Origin of the sequence: Hymenobacter nivis, from assembly GCF_003149515.1 — a bacterium.
Taxonomy (GTDB): Bacteria; Bacteroidota; Bacteroidia; order Cytophagales; family Hymenobacteraceae; genus Hymenobacter; species Hymenobacter nivis.
This window is the reverse complement of record NZ_CP029145.1, coordinates 409,539-430,406: the sequence shown is the minus strand read 5'-3', so window position 1 is coordinate 430,406 and position 20,868 is coordinate 409,539. Positions and strand designations below refer to the sequence as shown.

Sequence of the window (20,868 nt, the reverse complement as noted above, 5' to 3'; positions counted from 1 at the left end):
TGCGCGACTACTTAGCAGCTGACAACTTTTTACTTTCCCATTTTATGGCTGTTCTTTTCAGTAAAACCGCCCGGCCCCAGTGGCGTTTTCTGGCTGTGGCTACTGGGCTATACCTACTCTGGTGGCTGGGCTACGAGCACGGCCTGGGCCCCGACGGCCGCCTCGACCATGCCCTGTCGGTGCAGGTGGCGCGGGCGGCGGCGTGGGGCCTGCGGGCCTTTGGGTTTGCGGCCAGCACGGTGCCCACCTCCCCCACCCTGCTGCGGATGGCGGGCCAGCCGGCCGTGCTCGTGGGCGACCCCTGCAACGGCTTGGTGCTGTACGCACTGTTTGCCGGCTTCGTACTGGCCTACCCCGCCACCGACCGGCGCCGGGGCTGGTTCATTGCCCTGGGCATCGTCGCGTTGTACTGCGTGAACGTGGCGCGCGTGGCGGTGCTGGCCCTCAACCACACCTACTGGTACCACACCGTGGACTTTAACCACCACTACACGTTCACCTTCGTGGCCTACGCGGCCATCCTCGCCCTGTGGGCGTGGTGGACGAACGGGCGGCCGGCCGCCCGCGCTGAACATGCGCCCGCGGCGTGAGGCCCGCCCACCGGCGCGCCCCTGGGCCCGCTGGCTGGCCCTGGCCTTTTTTGGGGTCGTGCTGGTCGTGTTGGGCCAGTTTCAGGAGGAAGTGTTTGCCGTGCTGACGCGGGCGTGGCGGGCCGCCGGGGCCCTGGTGAGCGGGCCCTGGGGCCCCACCGCCGGGGCCCCAGGGCTGAGCCAGCACAGCCTGCCGGCGTCGGTCACGTACCACTTGCTGTATGCCGGGGCCAGCGCCGGGGCCCTGCACGTGCTACTGCGCGGGCGCGGCACCCGCTGGGTGGTGGGCGGCTTTGGGGCGGCGCTGGTGGTGGGCCTGGGGCTGCTGGCCCTGGGGCGCGCCGGCCACTGGCCCGTGGCCACCGAGCAGGGCCACCTGCTGATTAGCGCGGCGTCCTCGCCGCTGGCGCTGCTGGCCGGCTACGCGCTGGCGCTGTTGAGCCCGCCCGTGGCCGCGCCATCCCGGCCGTAGCGGCTTTGGGCTCCTAAAAGCGTTTAGGCCGCCGGAGTTTGCCCGGCGGCCTAAACGCTTTTAGGAGCCCCGGGCAAGCATCGGCGGAGCATAGCCTGCCCTGCCCGTTGCCCGGGGCCCTAAAACTGGCGGCAAGCCGGCAATCCAGTCGGCCCCGCGTTCCGCACCGCGGCTAGCCAATCCGCCACTTGAAGGGAAATGCCCAAGGCTGTACCGGCCGTATGGGGAGAAGGCTCGCCCTGCTTTTGATTCGTGCCACCAACAGCTACGGAATCTATCCCTTTTGAAAAACTGTACGCCAAGCTTAGGCCCGCGCCCGGCGCATTGCCTGCGCCGGACGGGCCGCGCGAAACCAGGCACCGCCTCAACGTGGCCCGCCGCTTTCAGCTGGCGCTGCGTTCAGCACGGCGGTTCTCATCCCTTCACACCGCCGGGGCCAGGCTGATGAGCACCGCGTTGGTGTACTGGGCGGCGGCGGCAAGATCCAGGGGCGGCGGGGCCAGGGGCATGGCCACCACGGGCAGCACCAGGACGGACACGGGGCAGTTTTCCAGCAAGTGGGCCGTAACGCTGCGGTGAAACAAGTCGCTGAGGTAGCTGCGCTGGCGGGCCAGCACCACCACGAGGTCGGCCTGCACGTCGCGGACGGCGGCAATCACGCCCTGGTCGTAGTGCTCGTGCTGGTAGCCACGCAGCTCGGGCACGGGCAGGCCCTCGACCAAGCCGCTGGCCTGCACGGCGCGCAAAGCCAGGGCGCAGCCCTCGTCGTCCTCCACGCCGCTCGACACGTGGGCCACCACCACCTCCGTGCCCGGCAGTGCCAGCAGCGCCCGCAGGGCGCTGGCCGCGGGCGCCAGCGCAAACGGCTCGCGGTCGGCGGCGATGAGGATGCGGCGCGGCGGGTGCTCGGCCGGGGCGGTGGGCGGCACCACCAGCAGCGGGTAGCTGCCGGCCCGCAGCAGCTCGGCGGCGGCGGCCACCAGCTCAGCCGCGGGGGGGCGGTCGTCGTCGGCCTGGCTGAGCACAAACAGCGCCGGCTCGTAGCGATGGGCCAGGTTCTGGGCCACGGCGGGCAGCAGGTCGGTGGCTACTTCCACGGTGGCGGCGGTGCGCAGCCCCTCGGCCTGCTGGTGGAGGATGGCGGCCGTATCGGTCTGGCGCACCAGCTCCTGCCGGTGGTAGCCCTGCGCCGCCAGGCCGTTGACGTCGTAGAGCGAGGCGCGGTTGACGTGCAGTAGCACCAGCCGCCCGTGCATGGCCTCGGCCAGGAGGTCGGCGTACTGGATGGCCCGGCGGGCAGGCGGGTAAAATCCGGCGAAAACAATGAGCGTGAGGGCCATAAGGAAAGGGAAATTTGGAAGGTTAATTTTTTGCAATGCAAGTGCTGTGGATGGCCTGCGGCGATTCCTGAGCCGGGACCCGATCCGCCGGTTTTTTCCGCGGTTCACGGGCCCAGGCTCAGCTCAGCGCCGCGCCGCCAGCCGGTCACTCCGAGGGCAGCTCCTGCGTGGCCAGCAGCAGCACGGGCACTTGCGTGTGGCGCAGCACCTCGCTGAGGACGCTGCCGCCGAAGAGCATGTTCATCCAGCCGTGGCCCGAATCGAGCAGGGCCAGCACATCGGCCGATAGCTCGGCCACGGCCTGCTGGATGCCCGCCGCCGGCGCGGGGCCCACTACCCGGTGCAGGCCTCCCGGCGGCAGCGCCGCGGCCAGCCCGCAGTGCTGCACCGCGCGCCAGCCGCGCTGGCCGGCGCCCGCTTCGGCGGCAGGCAGCACCGTTATGGGCAAAACGGCGGTGCCCAGCGCGGCGAGCAGCGGGGCCAGGGCCGCGGCCGGCGGGGCCAGGGCAAAGGGCTGGTCGCGCACGGCCAGGGCCAGGCGGCGGGGCGGGTGCACAGCGGCCGCGGGCAGGTGCTCGGGCACCAGCAGCAGCGGGTAGCCCGTGTTGTGGGCCAGCGGCAAGGTGCGGTTGCTGAACCACTCGTCGAACCGCCCGTGGGTGGCCGTGAGGCCGGAAATCAGCAGCGCGGGGCGGTAGGCGGCGAGGGCCTGCACCACGGCCGCGTACCAGTCGTTTTCAACGACTTCGGCCGTGGCCGGCACCGGCAGCCGGGCCGCGTCCTGGGCCAGCGAATGGCGGATTTCCCGCACGTAGCCGCCGTCCAGCGCGGGCAGCGACAGGCCGTACTCCAGGGTGGTGACGGGCATGGGCGACGCAATGTGCACCAAATGGAGCACGGCGCCCACGGGCGCGGCCAGCGCGGCGGCGTAGGCCTGGGCCCGCGCCCCGGCGGGCGAAAAATCGGTGAGCACGACGAAGTTGAGGGCCATGGCGAAACGGAAAAAAATAGAATGAACAACGAACGGATAAGGCAATTGGGGGCCGGCGCCAAGCGCCGGGAGCCCTAGGCCCGGACCAGGCGCACGGCCTTGGCCGGCGGCAAGGCGGGGGGCCCCAGAAGCTGGTCCTGCGCCGGCGGCCCCCCCACGGAGCGGGCGCTCCGCCGGCGCAGGACCAGCTTCTGCGCCTCTACGGCCCAAAACACCAGGCTGGCGGCGGCCAGCGTACCGGCCAGCTCGGCCGCGCTCAGGGGCTGGGTGCTAAGCAGCCGGTTCAGGAAAGGCAGGTAGATGGCCAGCAGTTGGGCCCCCACCGTCAGCACCACCGCCGCCAGCAGGGGCCGGTTGGACCACAGGCCCTGGCGGAAAACGGATTCGTGCTGCGAGCGCACGGCCAGCGCCAGCCCCAGCTGGCTGAAACAGAGCACGCTGAAGGCCATCGTCTGCCAGTGGGCGTCGCCATCGCGCAGGGCCCACGCCTGCGTGCCCAGCGTGAGGCCCCCCACCAGCGCCCCCACCCCGAGCACGAACCAACCCAAGCCGCCCGCAAAAATGGTCTGGCGCGGGTCGGTGGGCGGGCGCTGCATGGCGGTGGCCTCGGCGGGCTCGTAGGCCAGGGCCAGGCCGGGCAGGCCGTCGGTTATCAGGTTGACCCACAGGATATGGATGGCCAGCAGCGGCACCGGCAGCCCCAGCAGCGGGGCCAGCGAGATGGCCAGAATCTCGCCCACGCTGCCCGCCAGCAGGTAACGGATGAACTTGAGGATATTGTCGAACACGCGCCGCCCCTCCTTCACCGCCTGCACAATGGTGGCGAAGTTGTCGTCGAGCAGCACCAGGTGGGCGGCCTCCTTAGCCACCTCCGTGCCGCTGATACCCATAGCCACGCCGATATCGGCGTTTTTTAGGGCCGGGGCGTCGTTCACGCCGTCGCCGGTCATGGCCACGAACTGGTGCCGGGCTTGCAGCGCGCGGATGATGCGCAGCTTCTGGGCCGGGTCCACGCGGGCGTACACGCGCACATTCTCCACGATGGCGGCGAAGGCCGCCCCGTCGAGCTTGGCCAGCTCGGGGCCCGTGAGTACCAACTCGCCGGGGCCCGCGAGGATGCCCAGCTTTTCGGCAATGGCCTGGCCCGTGAGCTTGTGGTCGCCGGTAATCATCACGCATTTGATGCCGGCGGCCCGGCACTCGGCCACAGCCTGGCGGGCCTCGGCGCGGGGCGGGTCCATCATCCCGGCGATGCCCAGGAAGGTGAGACCGGTTTCGAGGGCGGCGGGGCTGAGGTCGGCGGGCAGCGCGGGCAGGTGCTTGGCGGCGTAGCCCAGCACCCGGTAGCCCTGGCCAGCCAAAGCGTTTGCGCGCCGCTCCAGGTCGGGGATTTTAACCTTCTGGCCCGCGGCGAGCTGCGCAAACAGGGCCCCCACGGCCCCCTTCGTCAGCACCAGCACGCCGTCGGCGGTTTGGTGCACGGTGGTCATGCACTTGCGCTCGGCGTCGAAGGGCAGCTCGGCAACGCGCGGAAACCGGGCTTCGAGGGCGGGGTGGGCGTGGGCGTGCTCGGCGGCGTAGCGGGCCAGGGCCACCTCGGTGGAGTCGCCCAGCCACTGGCCGTCGGGGCCCTGGGCCACGTCGTTGTTCAGGGCCATGGCCATGAGCAGCCCATTGCCGGGGCCCAGCCCGGGCGGCGCCGGCTGGGGCGCTTCGTACACTTCCTGCACCGTCATCTGGTTGAGGGTGAGCGTGCCGGTTTTGTCGGTACAGATGTAGGTGACCGAGCCCAGGGTTTCCACGGCGGGCAGCTTGCGCACCAGGGCGTGGTGCCGCACCAGGCGCTCGGCCCCCAGCGCGAGGGCCACCGTTACGAGGGCCGGCAGGGCTTCGGGCAGCGCCGCAATGGCCAGCGCCACCGACACGAGCAGCAGCTCGCGCAGGGGTGCGCCGCGCAGCCAGCCCATCAGGAAGAACAGGGCCCCCACCGCCAGCGCCGCCGCCGACAAGCGCACGCCGAGCGTGGCCAGCCGCTTTTGCAGCGGCGTGGCCACTTCTTTGGTTTGAACGAGGGCGGCAATTTTGCCCAGCTCGGTGCCCATGCCGGTGGCCACCACGTAGGCCGTGGCCCGCCCGTTGGTAACGTTGGTACCGCGGTAGCCCAGGTTGCGGCGGTCGCCGAGGGAGTAGTCGCCGGGGGGCAGCGGGTCGGCGTTTTTCGCCACGTTGGCCGATTCGCCGGTCAGCGACGACTCGTCCACTTTCAGGGCGTGGGTTTCGAGGAAGCGCACGTCGGCCGGGATGACGTTGCCGGCTTCGAGCAACACCGCATCGCCGGGCACCAGGCTGGCGGCGGGCACGGTTTGGGGGGTGCCGCCGCGCAGCACCTGGGCCTGCTGGGCCGCCATCTTTTGCAGCGCGGCCAGGGCCTTGTCGGCCCGGTATTCCTGCCCGAAGCCCACGGCAGCGTTCAGCCCCACGATGGCCAGGATGACGTAGGCCGCGTTGGCCTCGCCCATCAGCACCGACACGCCGGCCGCCGCCAGCAGCACCAGAATCATCACGTCGGTGAACTGGTGCAACAGCAGCCGCCACCACGATTTCCGGGCGGTGGCCACCAGCTCGTTGGGGCCGTGCGCGGCCAGACGCTGCCGGGCCGTGGCCGCGTCGAGGCCCGCGGGCGAGGTTTCCAGCGCCTGGGCAATGTCGGCAGCCGAAGCCAGGTAGTAGTCCATTGCGAAGGAGCGGCTAGGTAGTGGTGAGGCCCCCCCGCAGCCCGGGCCGCGGGAGCAGGTGGGGGCGGTGGGGAGCGCCGGGCGCGGGGCCCGCGTAGGCGCGCCGCTCAACGGGCGACATGGTAGCGTCGGCCGTCCGCATCACCGCCAGCGTGGCCGCGCTGGGGGCCTCCGGCCGGCCAGGGGCCCAGGCGCGGCCCAGGTACGGCCAGGGGCCGGTTGGGCGCCGGCTCATCGGCCCGGCCCGGCGCCCCCCACCGGGATAAGCAGCGTGCGCAGGGCGCGCCACTCGCCAGCGGCAGCCAAAAGCATGAGGGCCAGCACCCCCGCGGAGGCCAAAAATGAAGAAACGAGGAGCGTGGGCATGGGCGTGGGCAGTAGGTGGCGGGGCCCGCCGTGTGGGTACCTGGGCTGCCAGCAAAGATTGGCCCGGGGGCCCACCCCGCACCTGACAATAATTCTCCTATTACATGATTTTCGTCAGGCGGCACGCCGGCCGGCCGCTAGCTTCCGCGGCACTTCCTGCCCCCAGCGCTTGCTGCTGTGCGCGCCCACAGTTGGGCCATTGGGGGCTTGGGCCACACCGCCCGCAACTTTGCCCAAGACCTGGCCCGGGGGCCGCGCGCAGCCGGGCCAAAGCGCAGGTTTCGCCGCCGGTTTTGACGCGCCCCACCCCATGGGCAATTGCGCCGGGCTGCTGACCGTGCCCGGCATCCACGCCGCGCCCACGCCCTGCTGTGCGGGCGGGTCGGGCCAGGGCAGTTTCCAAGCCAGGGTACCGGCTGGCCGCTGCCGGTTCGCCAGCTTTTTCAGCCGGCCGGCCGCTTATCGTCAGGAAGAACAAATAGCTGTTAGTCAACCGGTCGGCCGGCTAAAAAAGCCGGCCGACCGGGCCGTGCGCGGACCCAAAAACTGCCATAACCGCCAGCCTTGGCTTTGCGCCTCGTACCGGCGGGCGCGGGCCGGCGCTAGGGCCCCGGGCGGCCCGGGGCCCTAGCGCCGGCCCGCGCCCGCCGGTACGAGGCTGATGGCGTAGCCACCGCCCGGCGCGCAGTATTGCGTGAGCTTGGTTTTGCTGGTTACCAGCACTTTGCGAATGGCGTAGGCCTGCGGGTTTTTCTCGTAGTGCGCGTTCTTGCCGTCGGCGTAAATCGTTGCCAGGTACCGCGTGCCGGGGTCCAGGAAACCCAGGCTGATGCGCGAGGTGCGGCCCTGCTCGTCGCAGGTGCTGCCCACGAACCAGCTGCTTTTGCCCTTGGCCTTACGGGCGATAGTGATGTAGTCGCCGGGCTCGGCTTCGAGCACCTGGGAGGCGTCCCAGTCCACGGCCACGTCCTCGATGAACTGGAAGGCGTCGAGGTGCTTGTTGTAGGTTTCGGGCAGGTCGGCCGCCATTTGTAGCGGGCTGTACATCGTCACGTATAGGGCCAGCTGGCGGGCCAGGGTACTGTTGACGTGCGACTTATTGGCCGGGTTGTACTTGCTCACGTCCATCTCGAAGATGCCCGGTGTGTAGTCCATGGGGCCCCCGATGAGGCGCGTGAAGGGCAGGATGGTAGTGTGGTCGGGGTTGTTGCCGCCGAAGGCCTCAAACTCGGTGCCGCGGGCTGATTCGTTGCCAATCAGGTTGGGGTAGGTGCGGGCCAGGCCAGTGGGGCGCACGGCCTCGTGGGCGTCCACCATGATTTTGTGCTTGGCGGCCTCGGTGATGGCGTAGAGGTAATGGTTGTTGAGCCACTGCCCGTAGTGGTGCTCGCCGCGGGGCAGGATGTTGCCCACGTAGCCGCTCTTCACGGCGGTGTAGCCGTTGTCGTTCATAAACTGGTAGGCCCGCTCCAGGTGCCGCTCGTAGTTGCGCACCGAGCTGCTGGTTTCGTGGTGCATGATGATTTTGATGCCCTTGCCAGCCGCGTAGCGGTGCAGCTCCTGCACATCAAAGTCGGGGTACGGCGTCACGAAGTCAAACACGTAGTCTTTGCTCTGGCCGAACCAGTCCTCCCAGCCAATGTTCCAGCCCTCCACCAGCACGGCGTCGAGGTGGTGCTGGGCGGCGAAGTCGATGTACTCCTTTACGTGGGCCGTGGTGGCGCCGTGCGTGCCGCTGGGTTTCAGCGTGGCGTAGTTGATGGAATCGAGCTTGATGTTGCCGCCGCTGGTGTACGACCACGTGCTCTTGCCGGTAATCATTTCCCACCACACGCCCACGTACTTGGTGGGCTTGATCCAGCTGGTGTCCGGGTACTTGGTGGGCTCGTTGAGGTTGAGCACCAGCTTCGACTCCAGAATGTCGCCGGCCCGGTCGCTCACAATCACCGTGCGCCAGGGCGAGAGGCAGGGCGTTTGGAGGTACCCTTTGTTGCCCTGCGCGTCGGGTGTAAGGTGCGATTCGAGCACGAAGTTCTTATCGTCCAGCTCCAGCGACATGGTGGAGTAGTCAATCAGGGCCGCCTCGTGCAGGTTGATGTAGAGGCCATCCTGGCTCTTGAGCATGAGCGGCGTTTGCACGCCGGTGGGCGAGAACGGGGTTTGCGAGGCGTTCGGCGTAATGGCCGTTTTCATCAGCCCGCGCACCTCCGAGAGCTTCGAGGTGGTGGTGCTGTACTCCTGGGTATCGTAGTCGCCGGGGAGCCAGAAGGCCTTGTGGTCGCCGGCCAGGGCAAACTGCGTGCGCTCCTCCTTCACCACAAAATACGCCAGCTCGGGCTGCTTCGGAAACTCATAGCGGAAGCCCAGCCCGTCATCAAACACCCGGAAGTGCAGCACCATCACGCGCTTGGTGGCGGCCTGCGTGAGCGTGACGGTCAGCTCGTTGTAGTGGTTGCGGATGGTTTTGGTTTCGCCCCACACCGGCATCCAGGTCTGGTCGAAGGCCGTGGTTTTGGCCTCACTCACGGCAAAGCCGTTGGTGAGCGCGGGGCCCTCCTTCAGCTCCAGGCCCAAGTGGCTGGGCTTGATGACGGCGCGGCCCTTGTAGGTGAGGCTGTAGGTGGGCACGCCGCCGGCTTGCAGCGAAAAGGTGAGCGCCAGGTTGGCGTTGGGCGACTTAATTTCTTCGGCGTGCGCGAAACCCCAGCAGCAAACGAAGCTGACCAGGAGCAGCGAGTGGCGAACGAGGCGGCGGGGCGCCAACCGGCGGGCGGAGAAAGAGTGGGGCATGACGGGGGTACAAGAGAATCCAGGAAACGGGCGGGCGAGCCAGGCCGGCCCCGGGCACCCGCAACCCGCGCCAAAGGTAGCCCAAGGGCCTGCCTAAACGGCCTCACCACGAAACCAGTAAGCAACCCGGGGCCCCGGGCCCGCCGCCACCAGCCCCGCGCCAACTCCCCGAGCGCGAGCGTAGCGAGCCGTTCCGGTAGCCCGGACCTGAACCCAACGCGGGATGCTCGCTGCGCTCGCACCCGGACTGCAAAGTCCAGGCTACACGCTTACTTGGCAAGTAGCGCGTGGAAGGCCGCCGAGGTAGAGCAACAAGCCGGTGGTTGTGCGCGCGGGCCTTTTGCAGCAGCATTTGCAGGGCCTTAATGTTCAGCGGCGCCGGGGCGCGGCTCAGGTACGCAAAGAGACGGAGCCAGGGCCCCCGAATTTGCCTTAAACCATCTACAGACGGGTAAGAAAGCCCTTTTGTAGGCGGTTATTCCATAAATTGCCCCCGGCAAAGTTGACCTTTTTTTATCTGATCAGGACACGTTTTTGGGGCCCGGAAACTTTGGACGCCGCCCGGGGCTTGTAGCCCGACTAGCCGGCAGCACGGGATGCACAAGGCGCGGGGCCCGATTTGGCTATTCTTTTTCTTTCTTTGCTTATGAAAATTTCTGCCCTTCGCTCCGTCCTGTTGCCCGCCGCCCTGGCCGGCGGCGCGGCCCTGCTCGCCCTTGTGCCGGCCGCGCCCCGTGTGGCCCCCGACCCCGGCAACGCCGGCCTGAAACTGCCCGCGGGCTTCGGGGCCCTGGTAGTGGCCGAAACCGGAGGCAAGGCCCGGCACCTCGCCGTCACGCCCGAGGGCACGGTGTACGTGAAGCTCAACAAGCCCACTACCAAGGGCGGCATCCTGGTGCTCAAGCCCACGGCCACCGGCAAGGCCACCGTGGCCAGCGGCTTCGGCAACTACGGCGGCACGGGCATATACTTGAAAAACGGCTACTTGTACGCCTCGTCCGACAAAGACGTGTACCGCTACAAGCTCGATGCCAAGGGTGAGGTCATCAGCCCCAGCCAGCCCGAGCTGGTAGTGGCCGGCCTCAAGCTGGGCCAGGAGCACGAGAGCAAGTCTATCGTGCTCGACAACGCCGGCAACCTGTACGTGAACGTGGGGGCCTACTCCAACTCGTGCCAGGTGAAGGACCGCGAGAAGGGCTCGATGGGCATCCCCAACTGCCCGGTGCTGGACTCGGCGGGCGGCATCTGGCAGTTCAAGGCCGACGGGCAGCGCCAGCGCCAGGCCCAGGGCACGCGCTACACCACCGGCCTGCGCAACGTGGTGGGCTTAGATTGGAACGCGAAGGACAACCAGCTTTTCGTGATGCAGCACGGCCGCGACCAGCTGCACGACATCTTCCCGGCGATGTACGACGAGAAAACCTCGGCCCAGCTGCCGGCCGAGTGCATGTACGCCCTTAAGTTGGGCGACAACGCCGGCTGGCCCTACATCTACTACGACCCCGCCAAGCACGAGAAAATGCTGGCCCCCGAGTACGGCGGCGACGGCAAGAAGGCCGTGACCGACAAATACATCGACCCAGTGGCCGCCTACCCCGCCCACATGGCCCCCAACGCGCTGCTGTTCTACACCGGCAGCATGTTTCCGGCCAAGTACCGCAACGGCGCCTTCATCGCCTTCCACGGCTCCTGGAACCGGGCCCCCGAGCCCCAGATGGGCTACTTCGTGGCCTTCCAGCCCTTCAAGGACGGCAGGCCCAGCGGCCCCTACGAGGTGTTTGCCGACAACTTCGCCGGCTCGGCCGCCAAGACGGCTTCGGGCCGCGCCGACCACCGCCCCTGCGGCCTGGCCCAGGGCCCCGACGGTTCGCTCTACGTGAGCGACGACTCGAAAGGGACCATTTTCCGCATCGTTTACAACAAATAGCGCCCGCCGCATGATTCGCCGTTTCCTTCCCGCTGCCTTCCTGCTGGCCGGGGCCCTGGCGCTGCCGGGCCCCGGGCCCGCCGACGCCCAAACCAGGCCTAACCCCAAAGCCCGGCCCGCCGCCGCCGGGGCCCCCGCCCCGGCGCTGCTCGCCCAGGGCAAGCAAGTATACACCCAGTACTGCCTCAGCTGCCACCAAGCCGACGGCGGCGGCGTGCAGAATATGAACCCGCCGCTCATCAAAACCACCTACGTGCTCGGCGACAAAGCGCGGCTAACCAACATCCTGGTGCACGGCTTCGCGGAAAAAGTGGAAATCAACGGCGAAACATACAACAACGTCATGCCGGCCCACGACTTCCTCACCGACGCGCAAATGGCCGCCGTGCTCACCTACGTGCGCAACTCGTTCGGCAACAAAGCCAGCGCCATCAGCGTGGCCGAAGTTAAAACCATCCGCGCCAGTAAGTAATGTAGCGTGGACGCTGCGAGTCCGCGCGGTTGAACGATGTAGCGCGGACTTGATAGCCCGCGGCTCCCGCTTCGTCCTGCTTCGTCCTGCCAATTATCGGGCAGCGACCGGGCAGTGCCGCGGACTACCAAGTCCGCGGCACGTTTATAGCATTTCTCAGGTTTATGTAAACCTTCGGCATTAATATAAAATTAAAAACGATGGCGGTGGTCCAAACCGTGGTGATGGCATTATTTGGCTCCTGCGGTAAAAGATGTGCCAGCAAGCAGTTAAAGCCCTTTTTGGCGGACGACGAGAGCGCCTGCTCACCACGCTTTGGATCACCGCCAAAACGATAAATTAAAAGTCTCAATATCAGACTTTTAATTTATCGTTTTTAATTTTACATGTGTATGCGAAAACTACCCTATTGCCGGCAGGACGAAGCGAAACGCGCGGACGCGCAGCGTCAACGCTACGGAGCTGGCGGCGGCGCGAACTGCACCCGCAGCACGTGCCGCCGGCCTACGGGCTCAAACGTGTAGCTCACCCCAAACCCGTAGTAGGCCCCGATTTGCTGCACGATGCTCAGGCCCAGCCCGGGCGAGTCGGCGGTGGCGCGGTGCTTGCGGAAGCGCTCGAAGAAGCGGGCCGGGTCGCCGCCCGGGTTGGCCCCAGGATTACTGATTTCCAGGTAATTACTGGTTAATACCGCCGTCACGTCGCCGCCCGGCTCGTTGTGCTTAATGGCGTTGTGCAGCAAGTTGTGCACCAATGAATCAGCCAGGCCGGGGTGCATGTGCACCACGGGGCCGGCCGGCGCGCGCAGGTGCAGGGCCAGGCCCCGGGCTTCGAGCAGGGGTCCCAGCTGCTGGCTTTTTTCAGCCAGCAATTCGTTGAGCCGCACCGGCGCGGCGGCGGCAAACTGGCGGTTTTCGATGCGGCTAAGCAGCCCCAGCGCCTGGTGCAGGCGCGAGAGGCGGCGCGTGGCCCCGTACAATTCGGCCAGCAGCGGCGCGGCGGCGGGGTCGTGCTCCAGGGCCGGCAGTTGCAGCAGCTGCTCCAGCTGGGCCTGCATAATGGCCAGCGGTGTCTGGGTTTCGTGGGCGGCGTTGGCCGTGAACTCGCGCAGGTTTTCGTAGTCGGCCACCAGGCGCTGGCTGAGGTGCGTCAGGGCCAGGTTCAGCTCGGCGAATTCGGCGATGGCAGGCGTGGGCAGCGCCAGGGGTTGGTGCTGCTGCAAGTCGTAGCTGCGCAGGGCCCCCAGCGTGTGCTGGAACGGGGCCCACAGCCGCCCCGCCAGCCAGCGGTTGAGCAGGGCCGCGCCGCCCAGCAGCGCCGCCAGCACCCCCAGCATAGTGGTGAGGATGACGCGCACCAAGTCGTCGGTTTCGACCAGCGACTTGCGCACCGTCACCCAGACAGGGGGCCCCGCCGCCGGGCGCACCACAAACGTGAGCTGCCGGTGCGGCACCGACTCGTGCTCCAACGTATCGCGCAGCAGCATATCACTGAAACCCAGCGGCTGGGGCCCCGCTCTCACGTCCAGCCCCGACTCGAACGGGGGCTCCGGCAGCGGCCGGCCGGCACGCACCTGCTGCTCAATTTCGTGGCGGCGCACGGCCAATTGCTCGCCCACTTCGTGGCGCAGCACGTGGTTCACGCCCACGTACAGGGCCCCGCTGCCCACCGCAAACAGCACCGCCGCCAGGGCCAGGTAGTAGCGGTTGGTGGCGGCAAGGAGCTTCATTTTGATTGATGAGTTGGTGGATGAGTGAGTTGGCAAATGGGCAACAAAGGCCGTCATGCTCATCTGGCGTTCTGGTCGATTGAAAGGACTTCCTAAACCGCTTCTATCGCAAAACCTACTCACTACTCAGCTTATACCCTACGCCGTACATGGTGCGGATGTAGTTATCGGCGCCTTTCTCCTGGAGCTTTTTGCGCAGGTTTTTGAAGTGGGTGTAGATGAAATCGAACGAGTCGGCGGCGTCCACGGCGTCGCCGCAGAGGTGCTCGGCGATGGCTTCCTTGGTGAGCACGCGGTCGGGGTTAGCGAGCAGGTAGAGGAGCAGGTCGTACTCTTTGCGGGTGAGCATCAGAGGCTCGCCGCGCACCAGCACCTCGGCCTGCTCGGGCCACACGAGCAGGTCGCGGAACACGATGTGGTGCTGGCCCTGGAACTGCCGCCGCCGGATGATGGCCCGCAGCCGGGCGTTCAGCTCCGACAAATGAAAGGGCTTGACGAGGTAGTCGTCGGCCCCGAGGTCGAGGCCGGCGATGCGGTCCTCCAGGGTATCGCGGGCGGTAAAGATGAGTACGCCGGCCGGCGAGTTATCCGCCTTCAGGGCCCGCACCAGGTCGAGGCCGTTGCCATCGGGCAGCGTCAGGTCGAGCAGTACGCAGTCGTAGCGGTAGAGCTTGATTTTCTCGTAGGCCTGGGCAAAATCGGCCGCCACTTCCACCACGTAGCCGCCGGGGCGCAGCGATTCGAGCAGCACGGCGCGCAGGGCGGGTTCGTCTTCGACGAGCAGGAGCTTCATAAACGGGTAAGCTGGCCGCGGGCGGGAAGTTTTCGCCGGCCAGACTGCGAAAAAACAAAGCAAAGCTGGGGGAAATCTGTGGCCCGCGGCGGCGATTAGGGCCTCGGCGCCGCGGGCCGCCAACTTTGCTTCAGAATTGCGGGGGACTTTTGCGGCGTTCGGTGCTGGCTTCTTCTCCTTTCTCATTCGTTGTGGTGCTTTCTGTTTTCCGTTGGCTGGCCGTGGGGGCCCTGGCGCTGGGCCTGGGGGCTGGGGCGGCCCGCGCCCAAGTGGCGAGCCCGCCCAACCTGGGGCCCCTGCCGGCCGCGGCACCCGCCGAACCGGGCAGCCCCCAGGCGCTGCCCGATTTCCTGGCCGTAGCCTACGCCCAAAGCCCGCTGCTGAGCGACCTGCGCAACCAAGTACAGCAAAACCGCCTCGACAGCCTCCGCCGCAAGGCCCAGAACGGCGTGCAGGTGGCCGGCATTGGGGCGGCGGTAGCCACGCCGGTTATCACGAACAGCAGCGGCGAACAAGTGGTAGGCTACGACCAGGCCGTGAGCAATGGCGGCAACTACGCCGCCTTTGGGCAGGCCAGCAAGCCGGTGCTCAACCGCTTCCAGCTGCAAACCGACTACCGCATCCTCGGCAACCAGGGGCTGGTGCTGCGCAACGCCGGCCGCCTCTCGGCCCTGGACGTGCGCCGCTCCGTGACCGACCAGTTCCTGACGGCCTACGCCGCGCAGCTGCAATTCGACTTCAGCCGCACCCTGCTTGGGCAGCTGCGCCAGCAAGACCAGCAGCTGCGCCAGCTCGTGAACGCGGGCGTGTTCAAGCAGACGCAGTACCTGAGCTTTTACCTGTCGGTGCGCACCCAGGAGGTGACGGTGGAGCAAAACCGCCTCGGCTACCGGCGCGAGCTGGGCACGCTGCGCTACCTGTGCGGTGTGGCCGACACGGCCCTGGTGGCGCTGGCCGTGCCCGGGGCCCCGGTGCGTCGGGCACTGGCGGGCCTTGCCTCCATCACCCAGCGCCAGTACACGCTGGATAGCCTGCGCTACCAGCTCGACCGCCAGGCGGTGGACGCCAGCTACCGCCCCAAGCTGAGCGCGGTACTCGACGCCGGCATTCAGTCGTCGCAGCCCGGGCTGCTGGCCCTGGGGCACAGCACGGGCCTCGGGGCGGGCTTTTTACTCGCGCTACCGATTTTCGACGGCCACCAGCGGCAGCTCCAGTACCAGCGCATCGACCTGGGCGAGCGGAGCCGGCGCGGCTACCGGCAGTTTCTGACGGTGCAGCGGCAGCAGCAGTACGACCAGCTGGGCGCCCTCATTCGGGCGTCAGAGGCGCTGGCGGCGCGCATCCGCGAGCAGCTGCGGGTGGCCGAGGCCCTGGTGGGCGCCGCCCGCCAGCAGCTGGCCACCGGCGACGTGATGATCCTGGACTACCTGAACCTCGTGACGAGCTACCGTACCCTGCAATTCAGCCTCACGCAGACCGAAACCGACCGGCTCCGCAGCCAGTACGCCCTGGATTATCTGGCGGAGTAGGGCCCCGGGGGGTGAGGTTCCCCGCGTGCGATTGCCAGCCCAAGCATAATACCGTTCTTTTCCCCCCTATCGAACATCAAGTTTCCCATGCCCCGCTTCCTCCCATTTACCCTGCTCCTGGCCCTGGCCGCCTGCCACTCCGGGGCCCCCGCGGCCAACGCGCCCGCCGACGGTGAGGAGGCTGCCGTGAAGCCCCGCGCCGTGGTGACAGTGGGCACGGTGCAACGCGACACCGTGGCGGACGTGCTACGCCTGAGCGCCCTCTCGGCCTACCCGGCCAAGGATGTGCTGCGCGCCACCACCACCGGCTACCTGCTGGCCCCGGTGCCGGTGCCGGGCCAACGCGTGGCCGCCGGCCAAACGGTGTTCACCCTCCAAACCAAGGAAAGCCGGGTGCTGCACCTGGACAAGCTCACCGGCGACCCGCGCCTGCGTTTCTCGGGCATTATTCGCATCAAGGCCGGCCAGGCGGGCGTACTGGCCACCGTGGACAAGCTGGCCGGCGACTACGTGCAGGACGGTGAGCAGCTGGCCCTGAGCTACGACCGCGCCCGCTTCGGCTTCGTGCTCGACGTGCCCGTGACACAGCTGCGCTACGTGCGCGTGGGCCAGCCCTGCCGCATCCACCTGCCCGACGGCCGCATTCTGCCGGGCCGCGTGGCCGAGGTGCTGGCCACCGCCGATGCCGCCCTGCAAACCCAGCGCTACACCGTGCGCCCCACCGGCCCCGTACCCGAGCTCCCCGAAAACCTGGCGGTGCAAATCGACCTCGACCGCACCGCCCCGCGCCTCACCCCCACCCTGCCCCGCGCCGCCGTGCTCTCCGACGAAACCCAGACCCAGTTCTGGGTGATGCGCCTGCTCAACGACTCGACCGCCGCCAAGGTACCAGTGCGCGTGGGGGCCCAGCAGGCCGACCGGATTGAAATTCAGTCGCCCACGTTTGGGCCCCAGGACCGCATCCTGCTTTCTGGTAATTATGGGCTTGACGACACGGCGGCGGTGAAGGTGGAGCGGAGAACCGTTGAGAAATGACCATTCGTGTTACTCAGGTTGGCTGAAAGAACGTCATGCAGAGCGCAGCGAAGCATCTTTCCCGCGGCAGTAATCAACGGGTTATTCAGCGTCGCTAAAAGAACATCGTACTGAAAAAGAACGTCGTGCTGAGCGGAGTCGAAGCATCTCTCCCACGGCAGTAATTATGATTAGCTGAGCAGTAGAGATGCTTCGACTTCGCTCAGCATGACGTTTTGATTTTCAAAACTATACCTTTTCCTCTCATGCCGCGCCCTTCCTTTTTCCAAGCCTACAAAGCCCCCATTGCGGTGGTGCTGGCGCTGGCCCTCGCGCTGGGCGGGCTGGCTTACCGGCGGCTGAACGTGGCCCTGTTTCCGGAGGTGACGTTTCCGAAGGTGAAGGTGATTGCCGACGTGGGCCTGGCCCCCACCGACCGCGTGATGGTGACCGTGACCAAGCCCCTGGAAGACGCCATGAAGCAGGTGCCAGGCCTGCGCCTGCTACGCTCGACCACCAGCCGCGGCTCGTGCGAAATCTCGGCCTTCCTGAACTGGGGCGTAGACGTGGTGCAGGCCCAGCAGCTCATCGAGAGCCGCCTCAACCAGGCCCGCGGCAACCTGCCGGCCAACATTTCCATCAGCGTCGAGCGCATGAACCCGGCCATCCTGCCGGTGATGGGCTACACGCTGGAGGCCCCGGGCCGCTCGCCCCTGGAGCTGCGTCGGCTGGCGCTGTTCACCATCAAGCCGTTCATCTCGCAGGTCGAGGGCGTGGCCGCGGTGCAGGTGCAGGGCGGGCGCACCAAGGAGTACCAGGTAGAGCTGATTCCCAACCAGCTGGCCGCCCTGGGCCTGGGCCCCGACGACGTGCAGACGGCCCTGGGCAACACCAATTTCGTACTCAGCAACGGCTACCTGGCCGATTACCGCCGCCTTTACCTGACGGTGACGGACGCCACCATTCAGCAAAAGGAAGACCTGGAAAACGTAGTGCTGCGCAACGACAACCGCCGCGTGGTACGTCTGGCCGATGTGGCCACGGTGCGCATCGGCGAGCAGCCCGAGTACACCCGCATCAACGCCAACGGCCACGACGCGGTACTGATTTCGGTGCTGCGCCAGCCCGCCGCCAACGTGGTGGCCGTCAGCGCGGGCGTGGCGGCCAAGGTGGCGGCCCTGCGGGCGGGCCTTCCCAAGGGCATCACCCTGGCCCCGTACTACGACCAGGCCGATTTCGTGTCGGAGGTAGTGCGCTCGGTGCAGGATTCGCTCTGGATTGGCCTGGCGCTGGCGCTGGTAGTTACGGCGCTATTTCTGCGCTCGTGGCGGGCCTCGCTCACGCTGGTGCTTACGCTGCCCGTGGCGCTGGCCCTCACCCTAGCCGTGCTCTACTTCGGCCTCGGCTACTCGCTGAACATCATGACGCTGGGGGCCCTGGCCGCCGCCATCGGCCTGATGATTGACGACGCCGTGGTGATGGTGGAGCAGCTGCACCGCGTGGGCGAGGAGCACCCGGACGCCACCCCCGGGGCCGTGGTGCAACGCTCGGTACGTCACCTGCTGCCGTCGCTGGTGGGCTCCAGCCTCAGCACCATCGTCATTTTCCTGCCCTTCGCGCTGCTGGGCGGCGTGGCCGGGGCCTACTTCAAGGTGCTGGCCACCACGATGGTGGTGGCCCTGATTTGCTCGTTTTTCGTGGCTTGGTTAGGGCTGCCGGTGGTGTACTTACTGCTGAGTAAGCGGCCCAGCGCGGCCCGGCCCGATGGCGCGGCCCCGGCCAACGACGGCTTTGGCCCACCGGATGCCCCCGCGGACGCAATAACAGTGGCGGCCGACGACAGCCTGGAGCTGGCCACCGGTGCCTTTGCACCTTCGGCTCCTCTGCGCGGCGGCGGGGCCCCCACCGCCACCCAAACGCACCACGACATTCCGTGGGTGCGCTCGGTCATTCGCCACCCTGCTTACAGCGTGGTGGGCATCCTGCTGCTTGTTGGGCTGATGGCCTTCGTCATTCCGCGGCTGGCCACTGGCTTTTTGCCCGAGATGGACGAGGGTGCCATTGTGCTCGACTACAATTCGCCGCCCGGCACCAGCCTCGACGAAACCGACCGGATACTGCGCCGTGCCGAAACCCTGATCCAACAGGTACCGGAGGTGGCCAGCTACTCACGCCGCACCGGCACCCAAATGGGCTTTTTCATCACCGAGCCCAACCGGGGCGACTACCTCATCCGCCTCAAAACCAGCCGCGAGCGCACCACCGAGGAAGTGATTGCCGACCTGCGCCAGCGCATCGCCGCTACCGAGCCGGCACTGGTGATTGACTTCGGCCAGGTGATCGGCGACATGCTCGGCGACCTGATGAGCACCGTGCAGCCCATCGAAATCAAGGTGTTTGGGCCCGACGCTGCCCGGCGCTACGCCCTGGCCGACCAAGTGGCCGCCGTGGTGGGAAAAACACCCGGCACGGCCGACGTCTTCAACGGCATTGTGCGCGTGGGGCCCTCCGTGGACGTGCGCCCCGACCCGCGGCGGCTCGCGCAGTTCGGCCTCACGGCCCTCGCCTTCCAGACCCAGCTCCAAACCCAGCTCGGGGGCACCGTGGCCGGCAATGTGCTCAGCGGCGAGCAACTGCTCAACATCCGCCTGCGCTACCCCGGCGCCGCCCAAGCCACTCTGGCCCAGATGCGCGCCGAGCCCGTGTTCCTGCCCAGCGGCCAGCGCCGCCGCCTCGACGAGCTGGCTACCGTGGCCGTGAGCACGAGCAGCGCCGAACTGGAGCGCGAGAATTTGCAGGCCATGACGGCCGTCACGGCCCGTCTCGACGGGCGCGACCTGGGCTCGGCGGTGCGCGAGATTCAGCAGAAAATTGCCCGCCAGGTGCCGCTGCCGCCCGGCTACTTCGTGCAGTACGGCGGCTCGTTTGCCGAGCAGCAGCAGTCGTTTCAGGAGCTGCTCACCATCCTGGGCACGGCGTGCCTGCTAGTGTTTGCCGTCGGGCTGTTCCTGTTTAAAGACCTGAAAGCTGCGGGCCTTATCCTGCTGGTGGCCATCCTGGGGCCCGCCGGCGGCAGCCTGGCCCTCTACCTCACCCACACGCCCCTGAACGTGGGCTCCTACACCGGCCTCATCATGGTGGTGGGCATCATCGGCGAAAACGCCATCTTCACCTTCCAGCAGTTCAACGACTTCCGCGCCGAAGGGGGCCCCGTGGCGGCGGCCATCGGCTACGCCATTGCCGCCCGCCTGCGCCCCAAGCTGATGACGGCCCTGGCCGCCATTGCCGCACTGCTACCGCTGGCGCTGGGCATCGGGGCCGGGGCCCAGCTGCACCAGCCCCTGGCCATCGCCGTCATCGGGGGCCTGTTGCTGGCCCTGCCCCTGCTGCTGGTGGTGCTGCCCAGCCTGCTCCGCCTGGCCTATGGGGGCGGGGAGGCAGCGACAATTAACTCCGCCGCGGCATAGTCATTTCAGTAGGACGAATAAACTCTACTTGCACACCATGCCGGGCCAAATCAGCTTGCGCATGATGCCAATCCGAATCGGTGGCGTTGACAGTGCATGGGCTAGCAGGATGAGTGCGGGCGGCGGCCACAAACTTGCGGTCAGCCGGGTCAAAGCTTATCAAATTAGGGTCGGTGGGAAAAGCGCTGATTTTAAGAATAATATCCCAACGCCGGACACTCATGGAAGATTTACGGCCATACGCATGAAAATTTATTCATATATTTGTACCTGCTATGGTACTTACCGTTTCCCCCGTTGCCGTTGATATGGGCCTCTCCGTTGAGAAGATGGAGAAGGTGGCCTTTATCCTGAAAACCACCGCCCACCCCACCCGCATTGCCATCGTGCAGCTGCTGGCCGCGCAGGAAAGCCTGTCGGTTTCCGACATCAGCGAGCGGCTCAGCGTCGAGCAGAGCCTGCTCTCCCACCACCTCTCGGGCATGAAACTCAAAGGCATTTTGAGCAGCACCCGCGACGGCAAAAACATCTACTACGCCCTGAAAATGCGCGAAGTCATCGACGTGATTCAGTGCCTGGCCGCGTGTACGTTTCTGTAAAAGGCGCGGTTTTTTTTGCTGCAATACATGAACAAACAATCATAAATTCATACG

16 protein-coding genes are annotated in these 20,868 nt (G+C 67.1%); 8 read left to right on the top strand and 8 right to left on the bottom strand.

What is annotated here, in order from left to right; translation table 11 throughout:
- Positions 1 to 44: 44 nt before the first annotated feature.
- Both xrtX and DDQ68_RS01775 read left to right on the top strand, forming a co-directional pair.
- Positions 45 to 590 (top strand): exosortase X, encoded by a 546-nt coding sequence (xrtX, locus tag DDQ68_RS01780; RefSeq protein ID WP_109652589.1) that lies wholly within the window; start codon positions 45 to 47, stop codon positions 588 to 590.
- Entirely contained in the window at positions 574 to 1,062 is a 489-nt protein-coding gene (locus DDQ68_RS01775; RefSeq protein ID WP_109652586.1) for an XrtX-associated membrane protein, read from the top strand. The genes xrtX and DDQ68_RS01775 overlap by 17 nt, the downstream gene beginning before the upstream one ends.
- A 422-nt stretch (positions 1,063 to 1,484) precedes the next feature.
- Here DDQ68_RS01775 and DDQ68_RS01770 read toward each other — a convergent pair whose 3' ends face one another.
- The 6 genes from DDQ68_RS01770 to DDQ68_RS01750 all read right to left on the bottom strand — a co-directional run bounded on the left by DDQ68_RS01770 (position 1,485) and on the right by DDQ68_RS01750 (position 9,284).
- On the bottom strand, positions 1,485 to 2,402 hold the full coding sequence (locus DDQ68_RS01770) for a universal stress protein (RefSeq protein WP_109652583.1): 918 nt from the start codon (positions 2,400 to 2,402) through the stop codon (positions 1,485 to 1,487).
- 145 nt (positions 2,403 to 2,547) lie between these two features.
- On the bottom strand, positions 2,548 to 3,393 hold the full coding sequence (locus DDQ68_RS01765; protein WP_109652580.1) for a universal stress protein: 846 nt from the start codon (positions 3,391 to 3,393) through the stop codon (positions 2,548 to 2,550).
- A 74-nt stretch (positions 3,394 to 3,467) separates the two neighbouring features.
- Positions 3,468 to 6,128 (bottom strand): cation-translocating P-type ATPase, encoded by a 2,661-nt coding sequence (locus DDQ68_RS01760; protein ID WP_109652579.1) that lies wholly within the window; start codon positions 6,126 to 6,128, stop codon positions 3,468 to 3,470.
- 13 nt (positions 6,129 to 6,141) lie between these two features.
- Entirely contained in the window at positions 6,142 to 6,363 is a 222-nt protein-coding gene (locus DDQ68_RS01755) for a hypothetical protein (protein ID WP_109652576.1), read from the bottom strand.
- Positions 6,360 to 6,494, bottom strand: a complete 135-nt coding sequence (locus tag DDQ68_RS24185; protein WP_281271071.1) for a hypothetical protein — start codon at positions 6,492 to 6,494, stop codon at positions 6,360 to 6,362. Before DDQ68_RS24185 ends, DDQ68_RS01755 begins: the two co-directional genes overlap by 4 nt.
- 627 nt (positions 6,495 to 7,121) lie before the next feature.
- Entirely contained in the window at positions 7,122 to 9,284 is a 2,163-nt protein-coding gene (locus DDQ68_RS01750; protein WP_109652573.1) for a glycoside hydrolase family 97 protein, read from the bottom strand.
- Between the two features lie 646 nt (positions 9,285 to 9,930).
- Between DDQ68_RS01750 and DDQ68_RS01745 the strand changes: the two genes are divergently transcribed.
- Together DDQ68_RS01745 and DDQ68_RS01740 are read left to right on the top strand one after the other, a co-directional pair.
- Positions 9,931 to 11,211 carry a PQQ-dependent sugar dehydrogenase gene (locus DDQ68_RS01745; protein WP_109652570.1) on the top strand — a complete coding sequence of 427 codons (1,281 nt, stop codon included), beginning with the start codon at positions 9,931 to 9,933 and terminating at the stop codon, positions 11,209 to 11,211.
- Between the two features lie 10 nt (positions 11,212 to 11,221).
- Positions 11,222 to 11,683, top strand: a complete 462-nt coding sequence (locus DDQ68_RS01740; RefSeq protein WP_109652567.1) for a c-type cytochrome — start codon at positions 11,222 to 11,224, stop codon at positions 11,681 to 11,683.
- 454 nt (positions 11,684 to 12,137) lie between these two features.
- On the opposite strand, the gene DDQ68_RS01735 is transcribed toward DDQ68_RS01740, so the two are convergent.
- Both DDQ68_RS01735 and DDQ68_RS01730 read right to left on the bottom strand, forming a co-directional pair.
- Positions 12,138 to 13,412 (bottom strand): sensor histidine kinase, encoded by a 1,275-nt coding sequence (locus DDQ68_RS01735; RefSeq protein ID WP_109652564.1) that lies wholly within the window; start codon positions 13,410 to 13,412, stop codon positions 12,138 to 12,140.
- Positions 13,413 to 13,527: 115 nt separating this feature from the next.
- Entirely contained in the window at positions 13,528 to 14,205 is a 678-nt protein-coding gene (locus DDQ68_RS01730; protein ID WP_109652561.1) for a response regulator transcription factor, read from the bottom strand.
- A gap of 191 nt (positions 14,206 to 14,396) precedes the next feature.
- On the opposite strand from DDQ68_RS01730, the gene DDQ68_RS01725 reads away from it, so the two are divergent.
- The 4 genes from DDQ68_RS01725 (at position 14,397) to DDQ68_RS01710 (ending at position 20,814) form a co-directional block, all read left to right on the top strand.
- Positions 14,397 to 15,734, top strand: a complete 1,338-nt coding sequence (locus DDQ68_RS01725; protein ID WP_109652558.1) for a TolC family protein — start codon at positions 14,397 to 14,399, stop codon at positions 15,732 to 15,734.
- Between the two features lie 87 nt (positions 15,735 to 15,821).
- Positions 15,822 to 16,769: an efflux RND transporter periplasmic adaptor subunit gene (locus DDQ68_RS01720; protein ID WP_109652555.1), complete on the top strand. Its 948-nt coding sequence runs from the start codon at positions 15,822 to 15,824 to the stop codon at positions 16,767 to 16,769.
- A 245-nt stretch (positions 16,770 to 17,014) separates the two neighbouring features.
- Entirely contained in the window at positions 17,015 to 20,215 is a 3,201-nt protein-coding gene (locus tag DDQ68_RS23335) for an efflux RND transporter permease subunit (protein ID WP_211320217.1), read from the top strand.
- A 308-nt stretch (positions 20,216 to 20,523) separates the two neighbouring features.
- Complete coding sequence (locus tag DDQ68_RS01710) at positions 20,524 to 20,814, top strand: ArsR/SmtB family transcription factor (protein ID WP_245897238.1); 291 nt, start codon at positions 20,524 to 20,526, stop codon at positions 20,812 to 20,814.
- Positions 20,815 to 20,868 lie beyond the last annotated feature (54 nt).